Source organism: Streptomyces sp. NPDC002276 (assembly GCF_053891435.1).
The window spans coordinates 96,508-117,313 of sequence record NZ_JBSFCQ010000024.1 but is presented as its reverse complement, the minus strand read 5'-3'; the positions used below and the strand labels follow the sequence as shown (position 1 = coordinate 117,313).

Here is a 20,806-nt window from a genome sequence, read left to right as displayed (position 1 = left end):
CTTCTCTCTCGATCTTCTCTCGTGGTGCGGGTGGTGATCACGGACGGTCTCAAGGGGTGGGCCGGCTCAGCGAGTTCAGCCACTCGTCCACCGCGTTCGCGGTGGTCGCCGAGTGCTCTTCGAGGACCGAGAAGTGGTCGCCGGGAACGTCCGCCGTGTCGTGCGGCAGCCGCCAGAACGCGCGGGTGTCCAGCCCGGGTTCGGCCGGAGTGCCGGGCAGCGGGTCCTCGGCGCGCAGGAGCAGCGTCGGGGCGGTGACCGGCCGGGGCTGCCACGGGCCGAAGGTCCGCAGGTAACTCCCCATGGTGGTCAGGCCGTTGTCGCTCAGCCCCAGGTCGAAGGCGTCGAAGCGGTCGACCATGCCGTTGATCATGGCGGGCATCCACCACTCCATCCCCGGCAGCGCGGCGGTGTCCATCGGGTACGTGTCGACCATGGCGAGGCCGACCGGGGCCGTACCCCGCCGTTCGAGTTCGGCGGTCACGGCGTGGGCGACACAGCCCCCGAGGGACCGCCCCAGCACGGCGAACGGCCGCTCTCCCACGAGCAGTTGGACCGCGTCCGCCTGCATCGCGACGAAGGTGTCGGCTGTGTCCGGCAGCGCGCTGTCGGTGGCGTAGCCGGGCGCCGGTACGGCGATGACGTCCCTGCGGCCCTGGAGGGCCTGCCCGAAGCGGGCGTACTCGTGCGGGCCGGACAGCGCGGTGAGAGCGGGGAAGCAGATCAGCGCGATCGGTGCCTCACCACGGGCGAGTACGACCGGTTCTACGGCGTTGCGCGCGCCGTCCGCCGCGCCGAAGGTGTCCCGCAGGCGTGCGGCGGCCACGATCACCTCGGTGGCGGCCGTGATCTGCCGGGCGGCGCACAGCCGTAGATAGAGCGTGGTGAGCGGGTCCTCCTGTGCAGCGGCCGCTTCGGGTCGTTCCGCCTCGCGCAGCAGCTCGCCCAGGTGGGCCGCGAGGGACTCCGGTGTGGGGTGGCGGATGGTGAGGGCTCCGCCGAGCGGGAGGCCGGTCGTGGCGGCGAGGCGGGTGCGGAGTTCGACCGCCGAGAGCGAGTCGAGGCCGGCTTCGACGAACGCCCGTCCTGGCGGCACCGATTCCGCCGTCGGATACCCGAGGACGGCCGACGCCTGGGTGCGGACGAGGTCGAGGAGCGCGGTGTCGAGGGCGGGCCCCGCTGGCCGCCCGTGCCGTTCGGCCCAGCTGAGCCCGAGGTCGAGCGGCACGGGCCCCTGGAGGACGGCGGCCTCGCCGGTGCTGCGGGTCACGGTGGCGTCGAGCCAGTGGCGGCGCCGTTGGAAGGCGTAGGTGGGGAGGGCGACCGGGCGCGGGGCGAGTCCCTCGAAGACGGCCCGCCAGTCCACGGCGACGCCGTCGGTGTGCAGTTGCCCCAGCGCCGTCAGCAGGGTGACCGCCTCGGAGCGGCCGGCGCGGAGCACGGGGGCGAGAACGGCCGTGTGAGCCTCGTCGGCAAGGACGTCGCCGACCATGGCCGTGAGGATGCCGTCGGGGCCCACCTCCACGAACCGGGTCACGCCCTGGGCCCGCAACTCCCTTACCGCGTCGAGGAATCGGACCGGGCTGCGGGCGTGCTCGGTCCAGTGGTCGGCGGTGCCGAGTTCCCCGGGCCCGGCCAGGGCGCCGGTCAGGTCGGAGACGACCGGGAGGACCGGTTCGCGGTAGTGCACGGCCTTGGCCGCCCGGCGGAACTCGTCGAGCATTCCCTCCATGCGGTGCGAGTGGAAGGCGTGGCTCACCCGCAGCCGGGAGGTCCGGCGGCCCCGGGCACGGAAGTCGGCCGCGAGGGCGAGTACGGGTTCCTCGTCGCCGGAGACGACCACGGAGCGGGGGCCGTTGACGGCGGCGATCGCGACCGTCTCCGCCAGGTCGGGCCCGGCCGACAGGACCGCCGCCACCTCCTCCTCGGTCGCCTCTACGGCGGCCATCGCACCGCCCGCCGGCAGCGCCTGCATCAACCGGCCGCGCGCCGCCACCAGCGAAGCCGCGTCGGACAGCGTGAGCACCCCGGCCGCGTGGGCGGCGGCCAGGCTCCCGATCGAGTGCCCCGCGACGAGATCGGGCCGCACTCCCCAGGACTCCAACAGGCGGAGGAGAGCGACTTCCACGGCGAAGATCGCGGGCTGCGCGTATTCCGTACGGTCGAGCAGGTCGCCGTGCTCCTGGGACAGCACCGCGTCGCGCACGGAGTGGGTCAAGTGCCCGGCGCAGTACGGGTCCAGGGCGTCGGCCACCTCGTCGAAGGCACGGGCGTAGGCGGGGAACCGGGTGTGCAACTCCCTTCCCATTCCGGCCCGTTGACTGCCCTGGCCGGTGAAGAGGAACGCGGTTCGGCCGGAGTTGCGGGTGGTGGTGGCCGGGGTGCGGCCCTCGGCCAGCGCGCGCAGACCGGCGAGGACCTCCTCCCCCGTGTCGGCCACGACGACCGCGCGATGGTCGTGGCTCGCGCGGGTGGTGAGCAGGGACCAGGTCACATCGACCGGGTCGAGTTCGGGCCGGGCCTCCATGAACTCCGCGAGCAGCGCCGCCTGTTGGCGCAGTGCGCCCGCCGATCTGGCGGAGAGCAGCCAGGGCAGGGCTCCGGTGCGGGAGGCGGTCGGGGTCCGCTCGTCGGGGGCGGGCTCCTCCTCGGGTGCCTCCTCGACGATCACGTGTGAGTTGGTGCCGCTCACGCCGAACGCGGAGATCCCGGCCCGGCGCGGTCGGCCCGCGTCCGGCCACGGGCGGGCCTCGTCGAGCAGCCGTACCCCACCGCCCGTCCACTCGACATGCGGGGTGGGGGCGTCGACGTGGAGGGTCTTGGGCAGGACGCCGTGGCGCAGCGACTGGACCGCCTTGATCACACCGGCCACTCCGGCGGCAGCGGCCGTGTGTCCGATGTTGGACTTGAGGGAGCCCAGCCACAGGGGCCGGTCCTCGGGGCGTCCGGCGCCGTACACCTCCTGGAGCGCCTGGGCCTCGATCGGGTCGCCGAGTGTGGTGCCGGTGCCGTGGCCCTCGACCAGGTCGATGTCGTGCGGGGAGAGGCCCGCGGCCGTCAACGCCCGTCGGATGACGCGTTGTTGAGCCGGGCCATTCGGCGCGGTCAGCCCGTTCGAGGCACCGTCCTGGTTCACCGCCGTACCCCGCACCACCGCCAACACGGGATGCCCCTGGCGTCGCGCGTCCGACAGCCGCTCCACCAGCAGCAGCCCCACGCCCTCCGCCCAGCCGGTTCCGTCCGCCGAGGCGGCGAAGGCGCGGCAGCGGCCGTCGGGCGACAGACCGCGCTGGCGCGAGAACGCCACGAAGCCCGCCGGGGTCGACATCACCGTGGCACCGCCCGCGAGCGCGAGGTCGCACTCCCCCGACCGCAGCGCCCGTACCGCCAGATGCAGGGCCACCAGCGACGACGAGCACGCCGTGTCCACCGTCACCGCCGGACCCTCGAACCCGTACGTGTAGGAGATCCGCCCCGACGCCACGCTCGCGAGGTTGCCGATGCCCAGGTGGCCCTCCAGTTCGGCGGGCACCTCGTCGAGGCGGGTGTGGTAGTCCTGCCCGGCCAGTCCGACGAAGACGCCGGTGGCGCTGCCGCGCAGTGTGCCGGGGTCGATGCCCGCCCGCTCGAACACCTCCCACGAGGTCTCCAGCAGCAGCCGCTGCTGCGGATCCGTCGCCAGCGCCTCACGCGGCGAGATCCCGAAGAAGCCCGCGTCGAAGTCGGCCGCGTCGTACAGGAATCCGCCGTGCCGGGCATAGCTGGTGCCCGGCCGGTCGGGGTCGGGGTCGTAGAGCGCTTCGAGGTCCCAGCCGCGATCCTCCGGCCAGGGCGCGATCGCGTCGCCGCCCGTCGCCACCAGCTCCCACAGGTCCTCCGGCGAGGCCACGCCACCAGGGAGGCGGCAGCCCATGGCGACGACGGCGATCGGTTCGCGCTGCGCCGACTCCAGTTCCCGCAGGCGCTTCTGCGCCTCCCGGTTCTCGGCCAGGGCGCGCTTGAGGTAGTGGCGCAGCTTCTCGTCATCGGCCACTGTCGGCCACCTCCCGCGTCACTCGGTCGTCGTCCATCACGCCTCGCTGTCCATGAGTTCGAAGAGTTCGTCGTCGGTCGCGGACTCCAGGTCGATCTCGTCGCCGTCGTGCGGCCGGGGCAGGTCGCCGCCGAGGCGGGTGACCAACTCCCGTAGCCGGGTGAGGAGTTCAAGCCCGTCCGGGTCGGAGGCCGTGACGTCCGGTGCGACCCGTTCCAGCAGGGCGAGCGCGTCCCGGGCCGTGCCGGGGCCGGTTTCGGGACCGGCGGGCAGCAGCGTGGCGAGGTGTTCGGCGACGGCCTCGGGGGTGGGGTGGTCGAAGACCAGGGTCGCCGGGAGCTTGCGGCCGAGGGCTGCGGAGAGTCGGTTGCGCAGGTCCACGGCGGTCAGCGACTCCAGGCCGAGTTCCTTGAACGGCCGTTGCGCGCCCACCTCTTGGGGATCGTCGTGGCCCAGTACGTCGGCGGTCTGGCGGCGCACCAGGTCGAGCAGCGCCTCGGTGCGGTCGGCCGACCCGAGGGCCGTGAGCTGCGCCAGCAGGACGGCGGAGGGTTCGGGTCCCGTCTCGTCCTCGTCGACACCCACCAGGGCTTCGCCCGCACGGACGAGCGGTCCGGCCGGGGCCGCCGCCGCGTCCAGCCAGAACCGCCGCCGTTGGAAGGCGTACGTCGGCAACTCCACTCGCGCGGGGCGCAGTTGCCGGAAGGCCGGGGACCAGTCCACCGGTACGCCACGGGCGTGCAGGACGGCGGCCGAGGCGAGGAAGCGGTCGAGGCCGCCGTGGTCCCTGCGCAGGGTCTCGGTCACCACGACGCCGACGGCGTCCGCCTCCTCGACGGTGTCCTGAATGCTGCTCGCCAGCACGGGGTGCGGGCTGACCTCGACGAAGACCGTGTACCCGTCGTCGACCAACTCCCGTACGACAGGAGCGAAACGCACGGTCTGTCGGATGTTGCGGTACCAGTAGTCGCCGTCCAGCTCCGCCGGGTCGGCGAGCGCGGCGGTGACCGTGGAGTAGAGCGGCACGCTTCCCTGACGGGGCGTCACAAAGGCGAGGCGGTCGAGGAGTTCGTCTTTCGCCTCGTCGATCACCGGGGAGTGTCCGGCGACCGTGGCGGCCCTGATCCGCCGGGCGCGCTCGCCCCGTTCCTCGCACTCCGCGAGGAGTTCGTCCAAGGCGGTCTCGTCACCGGCGACCACGACGGCCGACGGCCCGTTGACCGTCGCCACCGAAAGCCGCCCCGACCAGGCCGCGAGGCGCCGCTCGGCCTCGGCGAGCGGCAGGGCCAGGGAGGCCATGCCGCCCTTCCCGACGAGACCGGCCAGGATCCGGCTGCGCTCCACGACGATCCGCGCGGCGTCCTCCAGGGTGAGGATCCCGGCCACGCACGCGGCGGCCACCTCTCCCTGGCTGTGCCCGACCACCGCGTCGGGCCGCACTCCGTAGCTCTGCCACTGCGCCGCGAGCGCCACCAGCACCGCCCACAGCGCCGGTTGGGCGACATCGACCCGGTCCAGCGTCGGCGCCCCCGCCACCTCGCGCAGGACATCCGTCAGCGACCAGTCGACGTACGGTGTCAGCGCCCGCGCGCAGTCCTCGATCCGCTCGGCGAACTCCGGGCAGGAGTCCAGGAGTTCGTGGGCCATTCCGGCCCACTGCGAGCCGTGTCCGGGGAAGACGAAGACCGTTTTGACGCCTTCGGTGGCGACTCCCCGGACGAGGTGTCCGGACGGTTCGCCGCGGACCAGCGACTCAAGGCCCTCGGTGACGGCGTCGGGGTCGGTGGCGACCACGACCGCGCGGTGGTCGAAGTGCGAGCGGTCGGTGAGCAGCGAGTGCGCGATGCCGGCCGCCGCCGACGGTCCTTCGGCGGGGTCCAGCACGGTGAGCAGGCGCGCGGCCTGGGCCGAGAGGGCGGCCGAGGTGCGCGCGGAGAGCAGCCAGGGCAGGGGCGGTGCCGTATCCGGGGCCGAGGCGTCGGCCAACTCCGTTTCCTCGGCCGACTGTTCAAGAATCACGTGCGCGTTGGTGCCGCTCACGCCGAAGGAGGAGACACCGGCGCGCAGTGGCCGTCCGTCCGCCTCCCAGCGTCGCTCCTCGGTCAGCAGTCGTACGCCACCCAAGGCCCAGTCCACGTCCGGGGACGGTTCGTCGACGTGCAGGGTCCTCGGCAGGACACCGTGCCGCATCGACTGCACCATCTTGATGATTCCGGCGACCCCGGCGGCGGCCTGGGTGTGTCCGATGTTGGACTTGAGGGAGCCGAGCCACAGGGGCCGGTCCTCGGGACGTCCGGCGCCGTACGCGGCCAGCAGGGCCTGGGCCTCGATCGGGTCGCCGAGCGTGGTGCCGGTGCCGTGGCCCTCCACCGCGTCGATGTCGTGCGGGGAGAGGCCCGCAGTCGCCAACGCCTGCCGGATGACGCGCTGTTGAGCCGGACCGTTCGGCGCGGTCAGCCCGTTCGAGGCACCGTCCTGGTTCACCGCCGTACCCCGCACCACCGCCAACACGGGATGACCCTGGCGCCGCGCGTCCGACAACCGCTCCACCAGCAGCAGCCCCACACCCTCCGCCCAACTCGTGCCGTCGGCCGTGGCCGCGTAGGCCTTGACCCTGCCGTCCGGGGCGAAGGCGCGGTGCCGGGAGGTGGCGACCATGCCCGAGGGCGAGGCCATCACCGTGACACCGCCGGCGAGCGCGAGGTCGCACTCCCCCGACCGCAGCGCCCGCACCGCCAGATGCAGGGCCACCAGCGACGACGAGCACGCCGTGTCCACCGTCACCGCCGGACCCTCGAACCCGTACGTGTAGGAGATCCGCCCCGATGCCACGCTGGCCGCGCTGCCGTTGTGGAGGTAGCCCTCCAACTCCGGCGGCAGATCGTGCAGTCGGGAGGCGTAGTCGTTGTACATCACCCCGACGAAGACACCGGTACGGCTGCCGCGCAGGGTGTCGGGGGCGATACCGGCCCGTTCGAACGCCTCCCACGAGGTCTCCAGGAGCAGCCGCTGCTGCGGATCCGTCGCCAGCGCCTCACGCGGCGAGATCCCGAAGAAGCCCGCGTCGAAGTCGGCCGCGTCGTGCAGGAATCCGCCGTGCTGGGTGTAGGTCCGGCCGGGGCGTTCGGGGTCGGGGTCGAAGAGGCCGTCGTTGTCCCAGCCCCGGTCGGTCGGCCAGGGGGTGATCGCGTCGCCGCCGGACGCGACCAGGTCCCACAGGTCCTCGGGCGAGGCGACCCCGCCGGGCAGGCGGCAGCCCATGCCGACGATGACGACCGGGTCGTCGTCCGTGTCCCGGGCCGGGGCGGCGGCGGGCCGCACGGGTTCGGCGGATTGCTCGGTGTGCCGCTCGGTGTGCTGCTCGCCGACCAGTTCGGTGAGCAGGTGGCGGGCCAGGGACTGGGGGGTGGGATGGTCGAAGACGAGCGCCGGCGACAGCCGCAGGCCGCTGGCCGTGCTCAGCCGGTTGCGCAGTTCCACGGCGGTGAGCGAGTCGAAGCCGAGATCCTTGAACGCCCGCGTGGCGGCGATGCCTTGACGGTCGTCACGGCCGAGGACGGTCGACGCCTCGGCCCTGATCAGCCCGATCAGAAGCTCCTCGCGGGCCGCCGCGTCGAGAGGGAGCAGACGTCCGGCGAGGGTGGAGCCCGTCGTCTCGGCCGCCGTCCGCGCGATCGGCCTGCGGGTGCGGACGAGGTCCCGCAGGACGGGCGGGAGTTGTGCGGGGTCGGCCTCGTGGAGCAGGGCGAGCGGGACGAGCAGGGGGTGGTCCGTCGTCCGGGCCGCGTCGAAGAGGGCGAGGCCCTCGGGGGTGGTGAGCGGGCGGGTGCCGTGGCGGGCGTTCCTGCGGTGGTCGGCGCCGTCCAGGTGTCCGGTCAGCTCGCCGCTCTCGGCCCACAGTCCCCAGGCGAGGGAGGTGGCCGCCAGCCCTCGCGAACGGCGGTGGGCCACCAGGGCGTCCAAGAAGGTGTTCGCGGCGGCGTAGTTGGCCTGGCCGGGAACGCCCAGGATGCCCGCGGCGGAGGAGAAGACGACGAACTCGGAGAGGTCCGTGTCCCGGGTGAGTTCGTGCAGGTTCCAGGCCGCGTCGGCCTTGGGCCGCAGCACGGTGTCCAGCCGGTCGGCGGTCAGACCGGCCAGGACCCCGTCGTCCAGGGCACCCGCCGCGTGGATCACGCCGGTCAGCGGATGTTCCGCCGGGATGCCGTCGAGCACCTTCCCTAGGGCGTCCCGGTCGGCCGCGTCGACCGCGTCCACGGTGACGCGGGCACCCAGGTCGGCGAGTTCGTCGAGGAACGCCGTCGCGCCGGGCGTCCGCGCACCCCGCCGTCCGGTCAACAGCAGGTGTCGTACGCCCAGTTCGGCGACGAGATGGCGGGCCACCAGTTTGCCGAGCAGCCCCAGGCCGCCGGTGATCAGGACCGTCCCGTGCGGGGGCGCGAACGCCCGGCCGGGGGAATCGGTGGCGGCGGACACGAGCCGTGGCACGAGCACGGCGCCTTCGCGCAGGGCGAGTTGGGGCTCCCCCGCGCCGAGGGCCGCCGCCACGGCCGTGGCGAAGGAGTCGTCCCGGTCGGGACCGTCCACGTCCACCAGCAGCAGCCGGCCGGGGTGTTCGGACTGCGCCGAGCGCAGCAGGCCCCAGACGGCGGCGGTCGTCAGATCGGGCGACTCCCCGTCGACGGACACCGAACCGGTGGTCACCAACGCCAGCCGTACCGCGGCCAGTTCGGGGTGGGCGAGCCAGTCCTGGACGAGGGCGAGCACACGGTCCAGCGTCGCCCGGGCGAGCACCGGCACCGGTTCGTCCGTCGCCTCCGCCTCCGTGCCGCGTCCCGAGGCCGGCACCTCGTACCGGACGACGTCCGGGACCTCACCGCCCGCGCGGACGGCCTCGGCGACGGCGGCGGGCGTGTCGAAGACCGGCTCATGTCCCCGCACCGGAGTGGACTCGGGATCGGCTGTCCGCAGTGCCCCGGTCGTCGCGACGCCCGGCCCGGTCGTCGACAGCTCGGTCCACCCAAGTCGGTACAGCGGAACGGCGGTTGCGGCGCCCGTGGCGAGCCGGTCCGCCGTCACCGGCCGGTACACGAGCGACTCGACGGACAGGACGGGGGCGCCCGCCGTGTCGAAGGCGTCCAGGGACAGTCCGCCGTCGGCGGCGGGCGCGAGCCGGACCCGCAGGCTCGTCGCCCCCGAGGCGTACAGCCGTATCCCGCGCCACGCGAACGGCAGCAGAGCCTCTCCCGGCTCCGCCCGGAACGTGTCGTCGAGTCCGGCCGCGTGGAAGGCTGCGTCGAGGAGCGCCGGATGCACCCCGAACTCCCCAGCCACCGACCGCAGTTCATCGTCGAGCGTGACGTCCGCGAGAATCTCCGTGCCGTGCCGCCAGGCGGCGCGCAGCCCTTGGAAGCGGGGGCCGTAGACCACACCGGAGTCGGCGAGCCGGTCGTAGAGACCCGTTAGGGGGAGGGAGTTGGCCCCCGGTGGCGGCCAACTCTTCGCCAGGGCAGTGGAGTTGACTGACTGATCCGATCGGGTCAGGGAGCCGGTGGCGTGACGGGTCCAGGGGGCGTCGTCGGGGGCATCCTGAGGCCGTGAGTGGAGAGTCACCGTGCGCCGGTCCTGTGCGTCGGGCGCGGTGACGGCGACCTGGATCCGGACGGCTCCGGTGGCGGGCAGGACGAGCGGGGCCTCGATCACCAGCTCGTCCACCGTGTCCCAGCCGGTCTCGTCGGCGGCTCGTACCGTCAACTCCACCAGGGCCGTGCCCGGTACGAGGATCCGGTCGAGCACCGTGTGGTCGGCGAGCCACGGTTGGGTCCCTACGGAGAGCAGACCGGTCAGCAGCAGGCCGTCACCCTCGGCGGGTCGCAGGGTCGCGCCGAGCAGGGGGTGTCCGGCGGGGCGCAGCCCGAGCCCGGAGACGTCGGCGGACCTGGCGGCGGCGGGTGCGAGCCAGTAGCGCTGCCGTTGGAACGGGTAGGTGGGCAGGTCGGCCTCGGCCGCGCGCGGTCCCGTCAGCACCGGGCTCCAGTCCACGTCGACCCCGCTGACCTGGGTCTGGGCCACGGAGGTGAGGAAGCGGAGAGGGCCGCCCTCGTCCCGGCGCAGCGATCCGGTGACGGTGACGGGCCGCGCGGTCTCCGTCTCCGTCGCCTCCGCCGTCTCCTGTACGGCGGCGGTCAGCACCGGGTGCGGGCTGGTCTCGACGAAGACGTCGTGGCCCTCGGCGACCAGCTTCCGGATCGCCGGTTCGAACAGCACGGTCTGCCGAAGGTTCGTGTACCAGTAACCGGCGTCCATCGTCGTGGTGTCGAGCCAGTCGCCGGTGACCGTCGAGAGAAGGGGGATCCGCGCGGCCCGGGGGGTGACGGGCGCGAGGACGTCCAGGAGTTCGCGGCGGATCAGTTCGACCTGAGGCGAGTGCGAGGCGTAGTCCACGGGGACCCTGCGGGCGCGAATGCCGTCCCGCTCGCAGGAGTTGACGAGTTCGTCCAAGGCGGCGGGTTCGCCCGCGACCACCACGGCGGAGGGCCCGTTGACCGTGGCGAGCGAGATACGGCCCTCCCACGCGACGATCAGGTCCGCGACCCGCGCCTCGGGCAGTGCCAGCGACACCATGCCACCGCCGCCCGAGAGGGCGCCGAGGGCCCGGCTGCGCAGCGCCACCACCAGGGCCGCGTCCTCCAGCGAGAGGGCACCCGCGATGTGGGCGGCGGCGATCTCGCCCTGGCTGTGCCCGACGACCGCGTCCGGCCGGACCCCGTACGACTGCCACAGCCGCGCGAGGGACACCATCACCGCCCACAGCGCGGGCTGTACGACGTCCACCCGGTCGTAGCCGGGCGCGCCCTCGGCGCCGCGCAGGACCTCCGTCAGGGACCAGTCGGTGTGGGGCTCCAGCGCACCGGCGCAGGCGGCGACGCTGTCGGCGAACACCGGTGCGGTGTCGAGGAGTTCGCGGGCCATGCCGATCCACTGCGAGCCCTGTCCGGGGAAGACGAACACGGCACGGGGGTCGGTGCCGGCGCTCCCGCGCACGACGCCCGGCGCGGGTTCGCCCGAGGCGAGCGCGTCGAGTCCGGCGAGCAGCGTGTCCTCGTCGGCGCCGACGACCACGGCCCGCTCCTCGAACTCGGCCCGGCCTACGACGAGTTCGAGGGCGGTGGCCGCAAGGTCGGGGCTGTCGGCGACTCCGTCTCCGGAGCGGAGGTGCGCGGCGAGCGTTGCGGCCCGGTCAGCGAGCGCTGTCGGGGTGCGGGCGGAAAGAACGAGGGGCAGGGCGGTAAAACCAGGCTCCGGCACGGCAGTTGAAATGGGCTCCGGTGAGGTCGCGGAGGTCTCCGTCGTAGCGGGCTCGGGAGCCTGTTCCAGGATGATGTGTGTGTTGGTGCCGCTCATGCCGAAGGCGGAGACCCCGGCCCGGCGCGGCTGTCCCGTCTCGGGCCACGGGCGGTGCTCGGTGAGGAGGGAGACGGCGCCGGACTCCCACTCCACGTGCGGGGAGGGTTCGTCCACGTGCAGGGTCTTCGGCAGGACGCCGTACCGCATGGCCTGCACCATCTTGATGATCCCGGCCACTCCGGCGGCGGCCTGGGTGTGCGCGATGTTCGACTTCACGGAGCCGAGCCACAACGGGCGGCCGTGGGTGCGGTCCTGGCCGTAGGTGGCGAGCAGTGCCTGTGCTTCGATCGGGTCGCCCAGGGTCGTCCCGGTGCCGTGCGCCTCGACCGCGTCGACGTCGGCGGCGGTCAGCCGGGCGTCGGCGAGTGCCTGGCGGATGACCCGTTGCTGGGCGGTGCCGTTCGGGGCGGTCAGGCCGTGCGAGGCGCCGTCCTGGTTGGCTGCGGTTCCCCTGATGACGGCCAGCACCCGGTGGCCGAGGCGCCGTGCGTCGGAGAGCCGTTCGACCAGCAGCAGCCCCACCCCCTCGGACCAGCCGGTCCCGTCGGCGGCGGACCCGAAGGCCTTGCAACGGCCGTCCGGGGAGAGTCCGTGCTGCCGGGAGAACTCCACGAAGGTCGACGGCGTGGTCATGACCGTCACTCCGCCCGCCAGCGCGAGGTCGCACTCGCCCGCGCGCAGCGACCGCACCGCCAGGTGCACGGCCACCGAGGATGCCGAGCAGGCCGTGTCGACGGTGACGGCGGGACCTTCGAGGCCGAAGGTGTACGAGATCCGTCCGGAGGCGACGCTCGCCGCGTTGCCGGGGAGGATGTAGCCCTCCAGGTCCTCGGGGACGGTTCCGGCGGGAGGCGCGTAGTCGTTGCCGTTGGAGCCGACGAAGACCCCGGTGGCACTGGCGCGAAGGGTGGCGGGGCGGATGCCCGCCCGCTCGAAGGTCTCCCAGGCGGTTTCGAGGAGCAGCCGGTGCTGGGGGTCCATGGCCAGCGCCTCGCGGGGCGAGATGCCGAAGAAGTCGGCGTCGAAGGCGCCCGGGTCGGTGAGGAACGCGCCGTGCCGGGTGGACGAGGTGCCGGGTCGGTCCGGGTCCGGGTCGAAGAGCGTGGTGGGGTCCCAGCCCCGGTCGTCGGGGAAGTCGCCGACGACGTCACCGCCTTGGGAGACCAACCGCCACAGGTCCTGCGGGGAGTTGATCCCGCCGGGGAAGTGGCAGCCCATTCCCACGATGGCGATCGGCTCCCGCTCGCTGTCCTCGGCCTCGCGCAACTTCCGCCGGGTGTCGTGGAGTTCGGCGGTGACCCGTTCCAGGAGGTGCCGCATGCGGCTGTCGTTCATGAATCCGTCCTTCGTGCGCGCTGCCCGGTTCAGGGGAGGCAGTCGAGGGGGTGACAAGGGTCAGGAGATGCCGAGTTCCTTGCCGATGAAGTCGATCAGCTCGTCGTCGGTGGCGGACGAGAGCAGCGTGTCGAGGCGGTCGGGCTCGGCCGGGGACTCGTGCGTCGCGCCTGGTGCCGCGCCCTCGCCCTCGTCCCCGGCCCCATCCCCGGCCCCGTCCTTGCCCTTGTCCGTCTCCGTGACGAGCCGTTCGTAGAGCAGTTCGGCGACCGCGTGCGGTGTGGGGTGGTCGAACACCACGGTGGTGGGCAGGCTCAGCCCGGTGCGCCGGTTGAGCCGGTTGCGCAGTTCGACGGTGGTGAGGGAGTCGAAGCCCTGTTCCTTGAAGCCCCGATGGACGTCCACGGAGTCGGCCGACCGGCCGCCCTGGACCTCGGCGACCTGCGTCCGCACGAAGCGGAGCAGCAGCCTGCGCCGATCCTGCTCGCCCTCAAGTGCGGCCAACTCCCCTACCAGGCCCGCGGGTTGGTCGTCCGTCTCCGGTACGACGCCGGTCGTGACGGCACCGGTGAGCGCTTCGAGAAGCGGGTGCGAACGCAACGCGGCGAGGGACTGCCAGTCGGCGCGGCAGACCACGAGGTGGGTCTCGTCCTGGTCAAGGGCCAATTCCAGTGCGCGGACGGCGAGTTCGGGCGCCATCGGTAGCAGTCCGTACCGTTCGCTACGGCGCGCGGTCTCGTCGTCGGCGATGCCCTCGCCCGCCCACAGGCCCCAGGAGACGGAGGTGGCCGGCAGTCCTGCGGCTCGCCGCCGGAAGGCGAGGGCGTCGAGATAGGCGTTGCCCGGCGCGTAGTTGGCCTGCCCGGGGGTGCCGGTGATGCCGGTGGCGGAGGAGAAGAGCACGAACGCCGACAGGTCGAGGTCGCGGGTGAGTTCGTCCAAGTTGCGGGCGCCGACGGCCTTTACGCGCAGAACCCGGTCGAGTCGCTCTGGGGTGAGCGCCGTGAGTGCGGTGTCGTCGAGGACGGCCGCGGTGTGGACGACCGCTGTCAGGGGGTGTTCCTCGGGGATCGAGTCGAGCACCCTGGCGAGAGCGTCACGATCGGAGACGTCGCAGGCGGCGAAGGTCACCTGGGCGCCCAGCGCGGCCAGTTCGGCGCGCGAGGTCTCCGCGCCCGGTGCGTCGGCGCCCCGCCTGCTGAGCAGCAGCAGATGATCGGCGCCCTTGCGGGCCAGCAGACGGGCGGTGTGCCGGGCCAGCGCTCCGGTGCCTCCGGTGACGAGGACCGTGCCCCGGGGTGTCCAGCCGTCCGTCTCCCCGTGGGCGTGGGCCGCGGGTGCCGCGACCAGCCGCCGGGCGAACAACCCCTCGGTCCGTACGGCGAGTTCGGCCTCCCGGTGACGGCCGGTGAGGGCGGCGAGCACCTTGGCGGCGGTGCCGGTGTCGGCCCGCTCCGGCAGGTCGACGACTCCGCCCCAGCCGGGAACCTCGGTGGCGGCGACGACAGCGAGCCCCCAGACGAGCGCCCCGGTCGGATCGGTCACCGGGTCGCCGGTGCCGGTGGTCACCGCGCCGCGCGTGGCGCACCACAGCGGCGCCTGGAGACCGACGTCGTCCAGGGCCTGGAGCAACGCCGTAGTCGCAGCGAACCCTCTTGGTACGGCAGGGAGTTCTGGGTCCGGGTCGTGCTCAAGCGAAAGCAAGGACAGCACACCGGTCACGGGTTCCTCCGCCGCCCGGCCGATCACGTCGGTGAGCCGCGCGGCCAACCAGGCACGGTCCGGGCGGAGTTCGGCGACGATGACACGGTCGACCCGGGCACCGGCCTCGGCGAGGGAGTTCTCCAGGAGCGGCCCCCAGCTGTCGTAGGGCCGTGTCCCGCCGTCGGCGCGGGCGGGCAGCAGGAGCAGCCAGCGCCCCCGCACACTGCGCGGCGCCGCTTCCGGCACCGGCTGCCAGCGCACCCGGTGTCGCCAACTGTCGGTCTCGGCCGCCTTGTTCCGCTCGCCGTGCCATGACGCCAGCAACGGCAGTACGGCGTCGAGTGCCTCGCGGCGGCCGGGATCGGAGATGCCGAGGGTGGCCGCGAGCGCATCGAGTTCTCCCTGGTCCACGAGTTTCCAGAAGCTGTCGTCGTGGGCCGGGGTGACATCGGGAGCCGATCGGTGCTCGGGCGGCTGGGACCAGTGGCGTTGGCGCTGGAAGGGATAGGTGGGCAGATCCACCCGGCTCGACCCCGAACGGCCTACCACCGCGCCCCAGTTCACGTCGACGCCCCGAACGTGGGCCGTGCCGAGGGCGGTGAGCAGGGTCTCCGGTTCGGGACGGCCTCGGCGCAGCAGTGCGGCGAGGGCAGGTGGGGGTGCGTCATCGGCGGCGGGTCCGTCAAGCAGGCTCTCCTGCACAAGTGCCGTGAGGACAGCGTCGGGGCCGAGTTCCAGATAGGTGGTGACTCCGTCTGCCTCCAACTGGCGTACGACGTCGAGGAAGCGGACCGCGCCCCGGGCGTGCGCCGCCCAGTACCCGGGCGGGATCGGCCGGTCGTGGGTGAACAGGGTGCCGTCGAGCGCGCTCAACAGGGGGATGTCCGGCGGGAGATGAGGGAGTCGTTCGGCGACCTCCCCCAGTCCCGCGGTCATCGGGTCCATGAGCGGGGAGTGGAAGGCGTGGCTGGTGCGCAGCCTGCTGGTCCGGCGGCCACAGGCCCGGAAACGCTCCGCCGTCGCGGTCACGGCCGCCTCCTCGCCCGAAATCACCGTCGAGGCAGGGCCGTTGACGGCGGCGATGTCGATCAGTCCTTCCTGACCGGCGAGTTCGGCCAGCACCTCGTCCTCGGACGCCTCGACGGCGACCATCGCGCCGCCCTCGGGGAGGTCCTGCATCAGACGGCCACGGGCCACGACCAGTTCGGCGGCCTCGGCGAGGCCGAGTGCGCCCGCGACATGTGCGGCCGCCAGCTCGCCGATCGAGTGACCGGCGACGACGTCGGGGCGTACGCCCCAGGACTCCAGCAGCCGGAACAGGGCCACTTCCAGGGCGAACAGGGCGGGTTGGGTGTACTGGGTGCGGTCGAGTTCGCCGGCCGCGTCCGTGAAGACGACGTCCCGCAGGCGCAGTGGGGCGGGTGCGTGAGCCGCCAGATGCGTGTCGAGCGCGGCGCAGACCTCGTCGAAGGCTGCGGCGAAGACGGGGTAGGCCTCGTACAACTCCCTTCCCATGCCTGGCCGTTGGCTGCCCTGGCCGGTGAAGAGGAACGCGAGTCTGCCGCGCGGGGTCGACTGCCCTTGCACGACTCCTTCGGTGGACTCGGCGTGGGACAACGCGCGTACGGCGGTGCGGAAGTCGGCCGGGTGCCGGGCCACCACGACGGCACGGTGGGCGAACAGCGGCCTCCGGGCGAGGGCGTGCCCCCACTCGGCGGGATCGGCGGCGGGTCCGGGTGCGAGTTCTGGCTCCGGTTCGGTCGATGCCGTCCGGTCCAGCAACACACCGAACCGCGTGGCCTGATCGCGGAGTGCCTGCGGAGTGCGGGCCGAGAGAACCCACGGGACGGGAAGCCCGCGATCCGGGCCGGGACGCGCGGGCTCCGCCGGAGCCGGGTCCGGGGGCGCCTCTTCGAGGACGAGGTGGGCGTTGGTCCCGCTGATGCCGAACGCGGAGACTCCCGCGCGACGGGGGCGCCCGGTGTCCGGCCAGGGCGTGTTGCGGGTGAGGAGTTCGACGGTGCCCGCGCTCCAGTCGACGTACGGGGTGGGCCGGTCGATGTGGAGGGTCGCGGGCAGCAGGCCGTGGTGCAGCGCCTGGGTCATCTTGATGACCGAGGTGACACCGGCCGCCGCCTGGGTGTGCCCGAGGTTGGACTTGAGGGAACCGAGGTGGAGCGGCTGCCCGGCCGGACGGTGTTGCCCGTAGGTGTTGATCAGCGCCTGCGCCTCGATGGGGTCGCCGAGCGTGGTGCCGGTGCCATGGGCCTCCACGGCGTCGATGTCGCCGGTGCTCAACCGGGCGTCCGCGAGCGCCTGTTGGACGACTCGTTCCTGGGAGGGGCCGTTCGGGGCGGTCAGTCCGTTGCTGGCGCCGTCCGAGTTGACCGCGCTGCCCCGGATCAGGGCGAGCACCCGGCGACCCGCACGGCGGGCGTCGGACAGCCGTTCCAGCAGGACCAGACCGACCCCCTCCGACCAGCCGGTGCCGTCGGCCGCGGCGGCGAACGGCTTGCACAGCCCGTCCGGGGCCAGGCCGCGCTGCCTGCTGAACTCGGTGAACATGCCCGGTGTGGACATCACGGTCACCCCGCCCGCCACCGCGAGGGCGCACTCGCCGGACCTGAGCGCCCGCACCGCCAGGTGGAGCGCCACCAGTGAGGAGGAGCAGGCGGTGTCGACCGTGAGCGTCGGCCCCTCGAAGCCGAACGCGTAGGCGATCCGGCCCGAGGCGACGCTGACACTCGCGCCGGTCAGCCGGTAACCGGCTCCCTCGCCCGTGCCGTCGTGCAGCCGGGGGCCGTACTCCTGCTGCGTGGCGCCCACGAAGACGCCGGTCCCGCTGCCACGCAGCTCGGCGGGATCGATGTCAGCCCGCTCCAACAGTTCCCAGGACGTTTCGAGGAGCAGTCGCTGCTGCGGGTCCGCCGCGTCGGCCTCACGGGGCGAGAGCCCGAAGAACTCCGCGTCGAACCGGTCCGCGTCGTGCAGGAATCCCCCTCGGCGCACATAGGAGGTACCGGACCGTTCGGGGGCGGGGTCGGGGTCGTACAGGTCCTCGTCCCACCCACGCCCGACCGGAAAACCGCTCGTCGCGTCCGTCCCGGACACGAGCAGATCCCAGAGCTGCTCGGGCGTGTCGGCACCGCCCGGCCAGCGTCCCGCGGTGGAGACGATGGCTATGGGGTCGTCATCCGGACCGTCCGCATCCTCCGCGTCGCCGGTCGCCCCGACGTACTCGGGCGTCTCTACGGCGGTGTCGGCGGCCTGTTCCGCCAGGTGCCGGGCGAGGGCGCGGGGCGTGGGACGGTCGTAGGTCAGGGTCGGCGACAGCCGCAGCCCCGTCGCCCGGGACAACCGGTCCGCGAACTCCACTGCGCCCAGCGAGTCCAGCCCGAGCGACTTGAACGTCCGGTCCGGGTCGAGATCTTGGCCCGGAGCCGCGCCGAGGACGTCCGCCGCGGCGGCGAGGACGAGGGGGAGGAGATCAGCGGACGGGGTGGGGGCCGCCAGGGAAGCCACGGGCGCCTGCGGAGCCGGCGAGATCTGCTGAGCCGTCGTCGCGAACCGGAACGGCCGACGCCGGAAGGCATACGTGGGCAGCGCCACGCGTTCTCGCCCGCTCCCCTCGAAGAAGCCTGACCAGTCCGTGTCGACGCCCGCGACATCGAGTTCGGCGAGCCCGCTGAGCAGGGAGAGCCGCTCGGGCACTCCGGGACGCAGCAGCGGGACGACGACGGTCGCGGGGGAAGCGTCCAGGCTGCCTCGGGTCAGTGCGGTGAGGACGTTGCCGGGCCCCAACTCGACATAGGCGGTGACACCCAGGTCGCCCAACTGCCGTACGCCGTCGTAGAAACGGACCGGGCGGCGGATGTGCTCGGCCCAGTAGTCGGGTGAGGTCAGCTCGGCCGGGTCGGCGGGCCGACCAGTGACGTCGGAGATCACGGTGCGGGTCGGGGGGCGGAAGTCGAGCGTGGCGGCGATACGGCGGAACTCGTCGACGGCGTCGTCCATGTGCGGTGAGTGGAAGGCATGGCTGACCCGCAGCCGTCGGGTCCTGCGGCCGAGCGCCGCGAACCGTGCGACGATCTCGTCCGCGGCGTCCGCGTCGCCCGAAATCACCGTCGCCCGGGGGCCGTTGACGGCGGCGAGTGCCAGTCGGCCGGCGTAGTCGGCGAGCGCCGGTTCGATCTCGTCGGCGGTGGCTTCGACCGCGATCATCGCTCCGCCGGAGCGGGCCTGCTCCATCAGGCGGCCCCTGGCAGCGACGAGGGTGACCGCGTCGGCGAGCGAGAGCACGCCCGCCGTGTGTGCGGCGGTGAGGCCGCCGATGGAGTGGCCGAGGACGAAGTCCGGTGCGGGCAGGCGGTGTTCGAGCAGTCGGTGCAGCGCCGCGCCGAGTGTGAACAGGGCCGCCTGGGTGTACTGGGTGCGGTCGAGGAGCGCCGCGTCGGGTGTGCCGGGTGCGGCGAAGAGGATGTCCCTTAGCGGGCGGGCGAGTTGGCCGTCGAAGTGTTCGCACACCTCGTCGAGGGCCTTGGCGAACGCCGGTGTGGAGTCGTGCAGTTGGCGGCCCGCGCCGGGCAACTGGCTGCCCTGGCCGGGGAAGAGGAAGGCGACGGGGCCGTCCGCGCGCGTGGGTGCGGCGCCGACCACGGCGCCCGGGTGAGGTGCACCGGCCGCGAGCGCGTCCAGCGCGCTCAGCAGGCTGTCCCGGTCGTGGCCGAGCGCCACCGCGCGGTGGGCGAACCGGGTGCGCGTGGTGGCGAGCGAGTGCCCGAGGTCGCCGGGCGCGACACCGACCCGGGCCCGGACATGACCGGCGAGTCGCTCGGCCTGCGCCCGCAGTGCGGTGGGGGTGGCACCGGACAGCGGCCAGGGGAGGACGACTCCAACGGCGTCGCTCGCGCCGCTCGGGGAACCGGTGGCCTCCGCGAGCGCGGGCCACTCCCCCAGCAGCACATGGCAGTTGGTGCCCCCCATGCCGAAGGAGCTCACCCCGGCGACCAGTCGCCGATCTGGGCGGGGCCACGGGCCCGCGTCCCGCTGGACGCGCAAGTGCAGTTCGTCCAGGGGGATCCGCGGGTTCGGTGTCTCGTGGTTGAGGGTCGCGGGCAGCCGCCGGTGGCGGATGCTGAGCACAGTCTTGAGCAGGCCCGCGATACCGGCCGCGCCCTCCAGGTGGCCGATGTTGGTCTTCACCGACCCCACCCGCAGGTGCTGGTCACCGGGGCGGCCGGTGCCGTACGCGGCGCCGAGTGCGGCGGCCTCCACGGGATCGCCGACTGGCGTGCCCGTGCCGTGCAGTTCGACGTACTGCACCTCGTGAGGGTCGACGCCGGCGTCCCGGGCCGCCTGGCGGAGCAGGTCCCGCTGAGCGTCGGCGCTCGGTACGGTCAGTCCGTCGGAGGCTCCGTCGTTGTTGACGGCGCTGCCGAGGATCACACTGTGCACCCGGTCGCCGTCGGCCAGGGCCGCCGTCAAAGGCTTGAGGAGTACGACGGCGCCGCCCTCGCCGCGTACGTAGCCGTTCGCGCGGGCGTCGAAGGTGAAGGAACGGCCGTCCGGCGAAAGACCGCCGAAGCGGGCGGCGGCCGAGGTGCTGTCGGGGGCCAGGTTGAGGTTGACCCCGCCGGCCAGCGCGAGCGCGCAGTCGCCGTCGCGCACCGCCCGGTAGGCCAGGTGGAGGGAGACCAGGGCCGACGACTGGGCGGAGTCGACGGTGAGGCTGGGGCCGCGCAGGCCGAGGGTGTACGACACGCGGTTGGCGAGGAGCCCGCGGCTCAGGCCGGTCAGGGTGTGGCGGGTGAGGGGGACGGCGTCCGGGCGGTGGCGGAGCGTCGCGTAGTCGTACGCCATGGCGCCCATGTAGACGCCCACGGCGCTGCCGGCGAGGGTGGCGGGGACGATTCCGGCCTCCTCCAGCGCCTCCCAGGCCAGTTCGAGGAGGAGCCGTTGCTGGGGGTCGGTCTCGGCGGCCTCGCGCGGTGAGACTCCGAAGAAGTCCGCGTCGAAGTGGTCGACGTCGTCGATGAATCCGCCGGGGAGCGCCGCGTCGCGCGGCTCACCGTGAGTCCCGGGTGCCCAACGGCCGCCGGGCGGTGGGCCGATCGCGCTCCCGCCCTCGCGCAGCAGGGCCCAGAAGGCGTCCGGATCCGGTGCTCCGGGCAGCCGACACGCCAGTCCGATCACGGCGACGGGGGCGGCCGTGCCGTGGCCCGCCCGGACCGTAGGGGTGTCAGCCTGCCTGCTCATCGTTTTTCGCCGAACCCTTCTCTCAGGCTGCGCGGAGAATTCCAGGATTGGTTTCACGAACCCCCGCCATTA

The 20,806-nt window shown here is 73.3% G+C and carries 3 protein-coding genes; all 3 read right to left on the bottom strand.

Annotation, left to right across the window (positions count from 1 at the left end; translation table 11 throughout):
• Positions 1-49: 49 nt before the first annotated feature.
• From ACWIHT_RS41095 to ACWIHT_RS41085, 3 genes are read right to left on the bottom strand one after another with little or no spacing between them, the layout of a single operon-like run.
• Positions 50-4,033: a type I polyketide synthase gene (locus tag ACWIHT_RS41095; protein ID WP_456173680.1), complete on the bottom strand. Its 3,984-nt coding sequence runs from the start codon at positions 4,031-4,033 to the stop codon at positions 50-52.
• Positions 4,034-4,069: 36 nt separating this feature from the next.
• Complete coding sequence (locus tag ACWIHT_RS41090; protein WP_456173679.1) at positions 4,070-12,775, bottom strand: type I polyketide synthase; 8,706 nt, start codon at positions 12,773-12,775, stop codon at positions 4,070-4,072.
• Positions 12,776-12,835: 60 nt separating this feature from the next.
• Complete coding sequence (locus tag ACWIHT_RS41085; protein ID WP_456173678.1) at positions 12,836-20,734, bottom strand: type I polyketide synthase; 7,899 nt, start codon at positions 20,732-20,734, stop codon at positions 12,836-12,838.
• Positions 20,735-20,806 lie beyond the last annotated feature (72 nt).

What these genes read in the sequence shown, in the direction of transcription:
- ACWIHT_RS41085 (WP_456173678.1), bottom strand. Translation starts at nt 20,734, where the DNA reads ATGAGCAGGCAGGCTGACACCCCTACGGTCCGGGCGGGCCACGGCACG.
- ACWIHT_RS41090 (WP_456173679.1), bottom strand. Translation starts at nt 12,775, where the DNA reads ATGAACGACAGCCGCATGCGGCACCTCCTGGAACGGGTCACCGCCGAA.